8 protein-coding genes are annotated in these 11891 nt (G+C 58.9%); 4 read left to right on the top strand and 4 right to left on the bottom strand.

The annotated features are described in order from the left end of the window. Nucleotides 1-1794, bottom strand: a complete 1794-nt coding sequence (locus WDN02_RS10130) for an ABC transporter permease subunit (protein ID WP_337293375.1) — start codon at nt 1792-1794, stop codon at nt 1-3. A gap of 795 nt (nt 1795-2589) precedes the next feature. Between WDN02_RS10130 and WDN02_RS10125 the strand changes: the two genes are divergently transcribed. The 3 genes from WDN02_RS10125 to WDN02_RS10115 are packed head-to-tail and all read left to right on the top strand — an operon-like array spanning nt 2590 to nt 5343. Next, on the top strand, nt 2590-4302 hold the full coding sequence (locus tag WDN02_RS10125; protein WP_337293374.1) for a thiamine pyrophosphate-binding protein: 1713 nt from the start codon (nt 2590-2592) through the stop codon (nt 4300-4302). Nucleotides 4303-4311: 9 nt separating this feature from the next. Next, a complete protein-coding gene (locus WDN02_RS10120) occupies nt 4312-4851 on the top strand; it encodes a carboxymuconolactone decarboxylase (protein WP_337293373.1) in 540 nt (179 codons plus the stop codon). Between the two features lie 12 nt (nt 4852-4863). Further along, nucleotides 4864-5343, top strand: coding sequence for a DUF2938 family protein (locus WDN02_RS10115; RefSeq protein WP_337293372.1), 480 nt, complete (start codon nt 4864-4866; stop codon nt 5341-5343). Between the two features lie 47 nt (nt 5344-5390). Here the strand turns inward: WDN02_RS10115 and WDN02_RS10110 are convergent, their stop codons facing one another. From WDN02_RS10110 to WDN02_RS10100, 3 genes are all read right to left on the bottom strand, one after another. Continuing rightward, nucleotides 5391-8489, bottom strand: a complete 3099-nt coding sequence (locus WDN02_RS10110; RefSeq protein WP_337293371.1) for an efflux RND transporter permease subunit — start codon at nt 8487-8489, stop codon at nt 5391-5393. Continuing rightward, the gene (locus WDN02_RS10105; RefSeq protein WP_337293370.1) at nt 8486-9568 is read right to left on the bottom strand and encodes an efflux RND transporter periplasmic adaptor subunit; all 1083 of its coding nucleotides are present in this window, start codon (nt 9566-9568) and stop codon (nt 8486-8488) included. The genes WDN02_RS10110 and WDN02_RS10105 overlap by 4 nt, the downstream gene beginning before the upstream one ends. 85 nt (nt 9569-9653) lie before the next feature. Further along, nucleotides 9654-10316: a TetR/AcrR family transcriptional regulator gene (locus WDN02_RS10100; protein WP_337293369.1), complete on the bottom strand. Its 663-nt coding sequence runs from the start codon at nt 10314-10316 to the stop codon at nt 9654-9656. Nucleotides 10317-10491: 175 nt separating this feature from the next. Here WDN02_RS10100 and WDN02_RS10095 point away from each other — a divergent pair, with 175 nt between their 5' ends. Further along, nucleotides 10492-11874: a TolC family protein gene (locus WDN02_RS10095; protein ID WP_337293368.1), complete on the top strand. Its 1383-nt coding sequence runs from the start codon at nt 10492-10494 to the stop codon at nt 11872-11874. The last annotated feature ends 17 nt before the right edge of the window (nt 11875-11891 follow it).

Here is an 11891-nt window from a genome sequence, read left to right as displayed (position 1 = left end):
TCAGTCCAGCCGCAGCCGGCGCTCGCTAAAGCCATAAAGTGGACGCCACAGCAGGCGATTGAAGAGAACCACGAAAGTCGACATTGCTACGATGCCGAGCACGATACGCGGATAATCGCCGGCAGCGGTCGCCTGGCTGATATAGGCGCCCAGGCCGTGGGCATAGAGATGATATTGTCCCCAGGAGACGACCTCCGCGACGATGCTCGCATTCCACGCCCCACCCGAGGCGGTGATCGCGCCGGTGATATAATACGGGAAAATTCCTGGTAGAATGACGATGCGCCACCATTGCCAACGGCGGAAGTGAAAGCTCTTCGCTGCCTCGAGGAAGTCGGTTGGGAACACTGAGGTTCCGGCGATGACATTGAAGAGAATGTACCATTGGGTGCCAAGGATCATCAGCGGTGTCAGCCAGACGTCCGTGTTGAGTCCGAACCGCACGATGGGGATAACAAAAAGCGGAAATAAGAGATTTGCCGGAAAGGCGGCTAAGAATTGCGCCAAAGGTTGAACCCGCTCGGCAAGTTTGGGCCGCAACCCGATCGCGACGCCGACAGGCACCCAGACGAGTGAGGCGAGCACGATCAGAACGATCACGCGCAACAGCGTGAAAGCGCCAAGCCGAAGCACTGTGCCGACGTCGCTCCACCCGACCTCGCGCGCGACATAACGGACGATCATGGAAGCCGCCCACACGGTCACTACGGCCACGATCGCATACCAGATCAGGTCGATAAGGCGTGAAAACCGGGAGCGGACAAATTGCGGCCTCGCGCTCTGAATCAAGTTCAGAAGTGGCGCGCGGAATAGTCTGTCGGAGCAGAATGTCACCGGCCGCATCGCGATCTCGATCAAATGCGAATGTCGCAGCGATTGAAGAAACCACGAATGGGGTACGCTTTGTGCCGCCGTCTGCTCAACACGAAACCTGTCGGCCCAGACGACCAGCGGGCGAAACAGCAATTGATCATAGACGACAATCACAATCGTCATCGCCGCAATGGCCCAGAGGATGGCGGCAAAGTCCTGTCGCTCGATGGCCAGCGCGACATAAGAACCAATGCCCGGCAGCGCGAACTCGCGCTTGTCTGCGGTAATCGCCTCGGACGCCACGACGAAAAACCAACCACCGGACATGCTCATCATCATGTTCCAGACAAGGCCGGGGACGGCGAAGGAAAATTCGAGCCGCCAGAATCGTTGCCAGGCGGAGAAACCGAAGGCGCGACTTGCCTCGTCGAGATCAAGGGGGATCGTGCGCAGCGATTGGTAAAAACTGAACGCCATATTCCACGCCTGGCTCGTAAAGATCGCGAAGATCGACGCAAGCTCGAGTCCCAGCACCCAGTGCGGCGCAAGCTTTACGAAAAAGGCAACGGTGAACGACAAATAGCCGAGCACCGGGACAGATTGGAGAATATCGAGAAGCGGAATGAGCACGACCTCTGCGCGCCGGCTTCTCGCGGCGAGCGTTCCATAGACAAGCGTGAAAACGAGCGATGCCATCATCGCCGCAAGCATGCGCAGCACCGTTCGCACGGCGTAATCGGGCAGAAAGGCGGGATCGAGCGAAATCGCCCTGAGACTTGAGACCGGCGCGAAAGTCTCGCGAATACCGAAGAGGAGGACAATTATGACAGCAAGAATCAGCACAACCGCCGCGAGGCCACCCGGATCGCTGAGCTTCCCACTCCCAACTCTGTCGCGACCGCCGAATGCGGACGGCGCGGCGAAATAGGGCCGTGACCCTTGATGCGCCAGCGGCGACTTTAGCCAAATCGGGCGCGACATCCGAAGACTGAACCCCGCTTCTCAATGTGATCAACACAAGCGCATCGCCGCCTTTGCGGAATGCGAATAAGGTTTTTAAGTTGAGAAGTTGAAATCATCTCGAAAAGCCGTGACCCATCTTCGTCGATCAGACCTTGAGCGAGATCAAGCTGTCGTCGGGATTCGCAGATACAGGAGACCTCGTCGCGTCGACCGCTCGGTCGATCCGGCGTGGCACATTTCGAGTTTGGGGGAAGCTGACTAACTTGCCCTTTTCCTCAACGAGAATCTTTCAACCGCCACCAAAGTCGCGTCGTTGAGGGAGGTTTCCGGGAGCTTCCTAAAATGCCCGATATCCGTCCTGAGTGATCTTTCGGGGGATTGTCGGGGCATAGATCACGCCTGCCTCCAAACTTCATGCAAATTTGATCCCGATTAAGTCGCGCAGCCAGCGCAAACTCTATCCTTCTTTTTCAACCGCTTCGCCGGATGGGAGGATTCGATATGAAAATCACCAGCTTCCTTCGCCAAATCGCATTGCGAATGGCTTCTTGGACAAAGACGAACCGCGGAAATACGGGAGCAAATTCCTTTTATTATAGAGATATTGAAGAGCAGCTTCGGGTTATGAGCGATCAGGAATTTTCCGAGTATTTACGCCTCCATACGAAGCGTTTGCATCGAGGAGAGGTTTAAATAAATCGGCGCGCTTCGTCCGGAGCGACGATCCGCCGATGCCAGGGTAGCTGCGCGAACTTGCATGCTGGTTCTATGCCGTGCCACGATGGCGCTATCGATTTCATCAGGGGCTGAGACATGGCGTCCGGCGCGGATTTCGTTCTCGACGCCTTGCTGCGCGAGGGCATCAGCCACCTGTTCATGGTCCCCGGCGGCCTGATTGATCCCCTGCTGCCGGCGCTCGCCCGTCATCCGAATTTCAGGCCCATAGTCGCGGCCCACGAAGGCGGCGCCGCCTTTATGGCGGACGGTTACGCGCGCGCCAGCGGCCGGTTCGGCGCGGCCATCGGCATCGGCGGTCCGGGTCTTTGCAACATGACGACCGCCGTGGCGGCGGCAAAGACTGATTCTTCGCCGATCCTGGTCTTGAGCGGCGAGGTGCCGGTCGACATGGAAGGGCTAGGCCAATTCCAGGATGCCAGTCAGGCAACGCTTGACGATACATCCATCATGCGGCCGGTGACGCGGCTGTCGGTGACAGTCGCAAGCACAAAAAATCTCAGTCACTGGTTTCGATATGGCATGACCTCGATGCTGGCGCAGCCAAGCGGACCAGTTCATTTGTCGCTCACGCATGACGCTCTGGTTGGCGATTGCGATGCGGATTATGCGCCGGTCTCTCCATTCTTCCACAATGTCATGCCGCTGAGCCTGCTGGCGGCGGAACGGGCCATCGGGCTTCTCGGCAAGAGTCTGCACATCGCCATCCTCGCCGGCGCCGGCATCGAGCACGATGCCGCGGCCGCGGCGCTGAAGACGGTGGCCGAACGCTGGTCGATTCCCGTGGCGACGACCCTGCGGGCCAAAGGCATCTTTCCCGAAGATCACGCGCTGTCGCTTGGCGTCTTCGGTTATGCCGGCACGCGGCATGCGACGACCGCGCTGCTTGATGAAAATCTTGATGTTCTTTTGATCCTCGGTTCCGGACTCAACGAGCGGGACACGATGCATTGGACGCTGCGCGAAAAATCCAAGGCGCTGATGATCCACGTCAATACCGACATGCATGAGATCACCGCGTCCGGTGAACCGGGCCATGCCGTGCCAGGAAGCTGTCACGCCTTCCTGGATTTCTTGACCGGCAGTGACGAGGCGATCACCGCGGCTTTGACGAAAAGCGGATCGACACGGTTGTCATGGCTCGCCAACGTCAAATCCGGCCCTCGGCTTTACGATGTCGAGAACTGCAAGCGAACGACGCGCCCGATCCATCCCGCTGCGGCGATAACCGCATTGCGCGCCGTATTTCCTCGCGATGGGATCGTCCTGATCGATTCTGGCGCGCACCGCGCCTTCGCCGGACATTACTGGAGCGCTTACGAGCCGCGCACCTATATTTCCGCCACCAATCTCGGACCCATGGGCTGGGCCATTCCGGCGGCGACAGGCGCGCAATGCGCGCGGCCAGACCGTCGCGTTGCTGTCATCACCGGCGATGGCTGCATGCACATGCACGGCATGGAGGTGCAGACCGCCGCACGCTATCGTCTGCCAATTGTCTATGTCGTGCTCAACAACGCCGCGCTGGGCAATGTTTGGCTGCGTGCGCACCAATATGGTCCGCTACCATCGGAATTGACGACGCTCCCTGACCATGACTGGGTCGGTTTTGCGCGCTCGCTTGGCGCGCAGGGCATGACGGTGACCGATCCGACCGCTTTAGAAGAGACATTCGCAAAGGCGCTCGCGGCGAACGCTACGGTCGTTATCGACGTGAAGGCCGACAAGGACTGCCCGACACCGGTTTATGATTTCGCTGCCGGCGCGCGGGCATGGTCCTACCACGAATAGGGAACGGATATGGCCGCCTTGCCCGATCCGACAGCCACGCTCACGAGCGATGACCGCGCAATCTATGAAGACATCCTGACGCGGCGAAAGGCGAAGGGAGTCGATCATCTCGGCCCTTACATTCCGCTGCTCAACCACCCTCGGCTTGCAAAGCTCATCGAGCAGCTCGGCTATTACTACAAATATGAATCAACGCTGCCGCGCGAAATCTACCAATTCGTCGTCTTGATTCTCGCCAAGCGCTCGGGCGTCGCCTTCGTGTGGGACGATCATGTCGTGCCCGCGCGCGCGGCCGGCGTCCCGGACGAGGCCATTGATGCCATAAAGGATGGCAGCAAGGCCTTCGCCGAACCGTTCGACCTGGTCAGCCAGATCGCCGATTGTGCCTTCGCCTATCGCTCCATTCCGCAGGCATTGCAGGATCGAATCGTCGGCCGGTTCGGCCTGCACGGGCTGATCGAGATCGTCACGCTCTGCGGTTATTATTCGATGATGGCGATGGTCAACGGCTGCTTCGACGTGCCTTTGCCGCACTGGGAAACGCACTAAAGCGAGGGCCGAATGGCGATCTTGCAAACGCTCGTCATCGGCATTGTCACCACGGCGACGCTCGATATCTGGCAACAGATTTATCGCCTCATTTTCGGCACGCCGATTACCGATTGGGCGATGATCGGCCGCTGGGCCGGCCATATCCCCGAGGGCCAGTTTGTCCAGCCGGATATTGGCAAGGCGCCACCGATTGCAAACGAACTCATTCTCGGCTGGATCGTGCATTACGTCGTCGGTATTGGTTATGCCGTTGTCTATTTGCTGTTGATGCGGTTCATCATCGGCTCGCCGCCAAGTTTCGTGTCAGCATTGGTTTTCGGTGCCGTGTCGGTCGGCGTAACCTGGTTTTTCATGGAGCCGATTCTCGGTGCCGGAATCATGGGCAGCAAAATACCGCAGCAGGCCAGTGCGATGGCGCATGACTTCACAAGTCATCTGTCTCTGGGCCTCGGTCTCTACATCGGAGCTCTTGTCGCCGGTTTGATTTGAAGACATCTGAGACTGAGACTGGAATCGGCCGCCTATCTTGTAGCGCACTAAACCGTCACGCTTTCCAGCGCAGCAGATTCGCTGCTTTTCTGTTTCTTCTCCGGCTTGATTTTGAACCAGATCGCATAAAGCGCCGGAAGGAATACCAGAACGAGCAGCGTGCCCGCCGCCGTGCCCCCGATCAACGTGTAAGCCAGCGATCCCCAAAAGACCGATTGCGTTAAAGGCGAAAAGGCCAGTACGGCTGCAAGCGCCGTCAAAACGACGGGCCGCGCCCGCTGTACTGTGGCCTCTACGACGGCATGATAGGGATCAAGTCCTTCAGCCTGGTTCGTGTGAATCTGCCCGATCAGGATCAGTGTATTCCTCATGAGAATGCCCGAGAGCCCAATCAATCCCAAAATGCCATTGAAGCCAAAGGGCTGATGAAAGATCAGCAGAGCCGGTACAAGACCGATCAGCCCGAGCGGCGCGGTTAGAAGGACCATGAACATCGCCGACAGGCTGCGGACCTGAATGACGAGAACGAACATCGTCAGGAGAAGCATGACCGGGAAAACCGGCGCGAGCGCCGCGTTTGCCTTGGCCGATTCCTCTGCATTGCCACCGACTTCGATATGATAGCCCGCGGGAAGTGAAGCCATCACGGGCTTCAACGCGACCGAGACTTCCCCGGTCACTTGCGGCGGCTGGAGGCTGTCGTCGATATCGCTTTGCACCGCGATCGTGGGGATGCGATTGCGCCGGCGCAGAATCGGATCTTCGGGCTCAATTATAACTCGCCCGACCTGGCTCACCGGGATGATGACGCCGTCCCTGTTCGTGAAGGTCAGATCGGCAAGACGCGCTGGGTCGAGCCGCACTTTGCCGCCGCTGCGCGCAATGAGGTCGACGCTGCGGATGTCTTCCCGCACTTGAGTGATGGTCTCGCCGGTGAGAAGAACCTGCAGCCTCTGCGCCACTTCGGTCGGCGTGAGGCCAAGCAATTGCAGACGTGCCTGATCCAAGACAAATCTGACCGCAGGCACACGCTCTCCCCAATCCTGATTGACGTCGCGCGTGTTCGGATTGGCGCGCATGACGGCTTGCACTTGGTCTGCAATATGCCGCACCACATCGGGGTCCGGACCCGTCACGCGGAAGGCGACGGGGAAATGCGAATAGGGCCCGAAGACGAATTGCGTGACCCGAAGCCTTGCCTCAGGCGCGAGACCTTCAGCGATCTTTTGGCGCAAATGCAGCGTCAATCGATCGCGGGCCTGCTGACTTTCTGTCAGGACCATGATTTTCGCGAAGGACGCGTCAGGTAACTCGGGATTATAGGCGAGCCAGATTCGCGGTGCACCGCCACCGATGTAACTTGTGATCTCTCTGGCTTCCGGCTGTTTCGTCAGCCAAGCTTCGACGCGAGCCGTGACGGCGGCCGTGACTTCAATGCTTGTGCCTTCCGGCATCTGCACTTCGGCAAGAACTTCGCGGCGATCCGACGATGGGAAGAATTGTTGACGCACCTGCCCCATGCCGATAATGGCGGCAAAGAACAGAAAAGCCACTGCGCCGGCGACGACAAACTTGTGATCAACGGCCCAAGCCACCAGCTTTCTGAACCGATTGTAGTTCGGCGTCGCATAGATATGCGCGTGGGCGCCTTCAACTCTCTTGATGTTCGGCAGAAGTACGACGCCGAGATAGGGCGTGAAAATGACGGCGACGAGCCACGAAATGATCAGGGCATAGCCGACGACCCAAAATATGTTGCCCGCATATTCGCCGGCGCTCGACTTGGCGAAGCCGACCGGCGTGAAGCCGATGATCGTGACGAGCGTGCCGGCCAGCATCGGCGCCGCCGTATGCGTCCAGGCGTAGGACGCGGCGGCGATGCGATCGAACCCCTCCTCCAATTTAACGACCATCATTTCAATCGCGATGATCGCGTCATCGACGAGAAGCCCCAGCGCAATAATGAGCGCGCCGAGAGTCACGCGATCGAAGAACCGCCCTGTCACCAGAAGAACGACGAGCACGGTCGCGAGCGTCAGCGGCACGGCCGCCGCAACGACGATGCCGACGCGCCAGCCAAGGCTGATAAGGCACACCAACATGACCACAGCGAGGGCCATGACGAATTTTTCCATGAACTCGCCGACGGCTTCCTGGATGTTATCGGTCTGATCGGTGATCTTCGTGAGATGCACGCCGAGCGGCAAATCCGCATTCAGGGTTTTTTCAGCAGCCTGAAGCGCGGCGCCAAGCTGAAGGCCGTTCCATCCGACCTGCATGACGACGTCGAGCACGAGCGCGGATTTTCCATTGTGCCGTACGAGGAAAGTCGCAGGGTCCTCGTATCCTCGCTCGACTTCTGCGATATCCGATAACTTCAAAACATGGCCGCCAGCCACAATCGGCGTGTCGCGAATCTTCTGGATGTCGTCTAACGCACCATCGAGGCGGACATAAACCTGCGGACCTTTTGTATCGATCGACCCGGCGGCTGTTACGGCGTTCTGGCGCTGGAGCGCCGCAAAGACATCGTTCGGGCTGATCCCGAGCGTGGCCAGTCTGGCGTAGGAGAAGTTTACATAAACTCTCTCAGGCCGCTCGCCGACGATATCGACTTTGGCGACGCCGGGCACATGCAGCAATTGCTCGCGCACGGTCTCGGCCTGGCGCGTCAGCAGGCGATCGGGCAATCCATCCGCTTCGATGGAATAGACTGCGAAGACAACATCGGAATACTCATCGTTGACGAACGGACCTAAGGTGCCGAGCGGCAAGTTTCGCGCTTCATCGCCGAGCTTTTTGCGGGCTTGATAGAATTGCTCCGGCACCTCTGACGGCGGAGTCCGGTCGAGCAGATAAAGCGTCATGAACGCCAAGCCCGGCCGCGTAAACGTATCGACGTGATCGTACCATCGCAATTCCTGCAATCGCTTTTCCAATGGATCAGCGACGAGATCCTGCATTTCTTGCGCAGTTGCGCCGGGCCACGCGGCTGTCACGGTCAGAACCTTCACGGTGAAGGTCGGATCCTCGGCACGGCCGAGATTGAGATACGCGAACGCCCCCGCGAGCGAGATGGCCAAAATCAGAAAAAGCGTAATGCCGCGTTCGCGAACGGCCAAAGCCGAAAGATTAAAGCCACTCATTGCATGGCTGCCTTGCTATCCGCGAGCCGCACATGCTGACCTTCGTGCAGGAAATGTCCGCCAATCGCGACGATCTGATCACCCGCTTTGACGCCGCTGGTAAGGCGCGCCGTTTCCGCTCCGAACTGGGTGACGTGAACCAAGCGGAAACTGACCGTCGAATTCGACTCGTCGACAAGCCAAACTCCCGATCCGCTTCCTTCATCGTCTATTGCGCCGATAGGAACTTCGAGTTGGGTGGACGCGACGTCATCGGAGAGAGTCAGTGTGACGGTCGCGCCGAGCGGGGCTTGCGCGCCTGCGCCTTCGAGCACGTAACGCGCTTCATAAGTGCGCGTTCTGACGTCCGCTGCATCTGAAAGCTGTCGCAGATGCGCATCGACCGTGAGCGAACTTCCATAAAGTGTTGCTTGCGCCAACGACCCGATCTTCGGCCGGATTGTTTCCGGCAAATCGACCGAAGCCTCGCGCGGACCCGCATGAGCCAAACGAATGACGGTCTGCCCTTGCGCCACAATCTGTCCCGGCTCCGCCAAGGTTTCGACAATCGTGCCGTCGGCATCTGCGTAGAGAAGCGAATAATCACCTTGATTTCGGGCTTCGCTCTCCTGCGCTTGCGCGGCAGACAACAAGGCCGCAGCGCTGTCAGCGGCGGCTTTCGCCTGATCATAGGATTGTTTTGAAACGGCGCCCGAATCGACGAGCCTGCGATAGCGTTCTTCGTCCGCGGCCGCCTGGATGGCGCGGGCCTTGGCCGCGGCGACCTGCTCAAGCTGCGCGGAAATCGCGAGACGCAGATCGACGGGATCAATCCGCATCAAGGCCTGCCCCGCGGAGACCCTCTGTCCCGTATCAACGAGCCTCTGTATGATTTTGCCCGGAACGCGAAAACCGAGATCGCTTTGCACGCGGGCCGCGACAAAACCCGTGAAGCTGAGCGCGCCCGCGTCAGCCACCTGCACTTTTGTGACCTGGACGACCCTGTCGTCCAATCGCGGGTCTGCGTCCGCTTCCGGCTTGCAGGCGGCGAGCGCGAGGCCTGCCATCAGCGCGATGAAAAAATTCTGGGCCCGAGCCATGAGAGAACCCCACTATAATGTAGAGTTCTCAAATGCATACTAGTGACCAAATTGTCAACTAGTCACAATCCCATGAGGGCCTTTGTCACGGTGCAAGGCTTCGGAGGACAAGATTCGCCATCAGCGTCGCATCCTCATCCAGCGTATCGAGTCTGAGGAGAAGAACGGCCGGGTGCGCGACGCAATCAAGCGCTAGCATGATCGCTCTCGCGGTTTCGTCGAGAGGCGTCTTGCGCTCGAATTCGCCAGTTTCGCGACCATCGCGAAGGACAGCATGGACGATCGCGAGCAGGCTTTCCTTATACTTGTAGGTCGAGCCCCATTTCTCATTGATGCTTGTTGTGGCGAGATCATAAATCTTTCGATCATGAAAGAACATGTCTCCGCTCATGTCCGCTATGACCTTGAAAATACGGCGTAATCTCTCGGAGGCGGACCTCGGCTCTTTGACGACTGCCATCGCGGCATCGGAAATTTCCGCCAGGCACATAAAGCAGACAGCCTGGCCGATCGCCTGCTTCGAATCGAAGAACTTGTAGATATAAGCCTTGGACAGTCCTATCGCTTTGGCGAGGTCGGCCACGGTTGTCTTCTCATAGCCGTAGTGGCGAAAATGATCGCCCGCGGCGGCAATAATTTGCTCCCTGCGTTCATGCTCAACCGGGCCGCGCTGACCCACATCGGCCAACGGCGAGGGCGCGAGAGCCTTTTGATCGTCCTGCATCAGCGAAATATAGCGATCCTGCATCAGATTGACAAATAGTGACTGATATAGATATTGGTCACAAGACTTTGACGCTGCCTTTAACGTTTAAAGAGCCGACAACGAAATGGTCCATGTCTCCGCCACGAGGGCGAATTCCCAAAGCGGCGGACGCCGTCCTTCCGGATTTCCCCAATACACTAGGCCGGGCTGGCTGGCGTTGACGATCGCGCTCTCCGCATGCGCCGTCGGCCCGGATTATGTCGCCCCGCGCCTCGACCTCACGGCCTTTCACACACTCCCGAAGGCAGGCGCGAAGCCAGCGCCTCCACTCGATCAATGGTGGGTCGGGTTCAAGGATCCAGAACTCGTTGCCATTGTCGAACGCGCACTGGCGCAAAACCTCGATCTTGCCGCATCCTTTGCTCGCATCCACGAAGCGCGCGCGGCTGCCGCCGGCGCCAGCGCGCAATTGCTTCCGACGGCCGACTTCAACGCGCAAGCCGAAACAGAGAACCAATCTCTACAAAGTCCTTTAGGAAAGATCGCAAACGCGTTTCCGGGCTATACGCGCGATCAGCAAGATTACAATGTCGGCCCCGCCGCGAGTTGGGAGGTTGACCTGTTTGGCGGCTTGCAGAGAACTGCGGCGGCGGCCCACGATGAAGCCGAGGCCGCGGAGGCCGAAGGCTATGGCACGAGGATCAGTGTCGCGGCAGAAGCCGCGGATGCCTATCTGCAAATTCGTGGCTACCAGGCGCGCTTGACGGTCGCTCGCGATCAGATCGAAGTGAACAATCGGCTTCTGAGCATCGTTCGACGCAGGCGCGACAATGGAACCGGAAACGATCGCGAAGTCGCGCAGACCGAGGCTCTTCTGCACGAGGCGCGTGCGACCGTCCCGACCTTGCAAACCGGGCTCGATGCCCAGTTGAATCGCCTGGACGTGTTGATGGGGGCTCAGCCAGGGACATACGCACGCGAGCTTGGCGGACGACGCAATGTCCCCGTCCCGCCATCCATCACACGCACATCTGGCCCTGTCGATTTATTGAGACGGCGGCCGGACATCATCGCCGCCGAGCGCAGACTTGCGGCCTCGAACGAGCAAATTGGCGCCGCGATCGCCGATTATTATCCGAAAATATCGCTGTCTGGTGCGCTCGGCTTCGAAAGCATGAGCGTCAATCAGCTTTTGACCTCCCGCGCGTTCCAGCCAGTCGGCGCTGGCGCGTTGCGCTGGCGGCTCTTCGATTTCGGCAAGATTAATGCCGAGGTCGCACAAGCGCGCGGCAATCATCTGGAGGCGCTTCTTCTCTATCGCCAATCCGTATTGAAAGCGGCGGAAGATGTCGAAGATGCTTTTTCTGAACTGACGCAATCTGAATTGCGGGAGCAGGAACTGCGCGCAGAAGTCACTGCCCTCTCGCGCTCGCGCGATCTCTCAGAAAATGCCTATGAGGCTGGCGCGATCCCGCTGACGGACGTTCTCGATGCGGACCGTCAGCTCCTCGCGGCACGCGACGACCTCGTCAACAACCGGACTGAGTCCGCACGCGCCGCCGTCCGCTCATTCCGGGCCCTTGGCGGCGGCTGGAGCTGATAGAACCGAAAAAGCTT

This window comes from Methylovirgula sp., from assembly GCF_037200945.1.
Lineage (GTDB): Bacteria > Pseudomonadota > Alphaproteobacteria > Rhizobiales > Beijerinckiaceae > Methylovirgula.
This window is presented reverse-complemented; position numbering and strand designations above follow the sequence as displayed.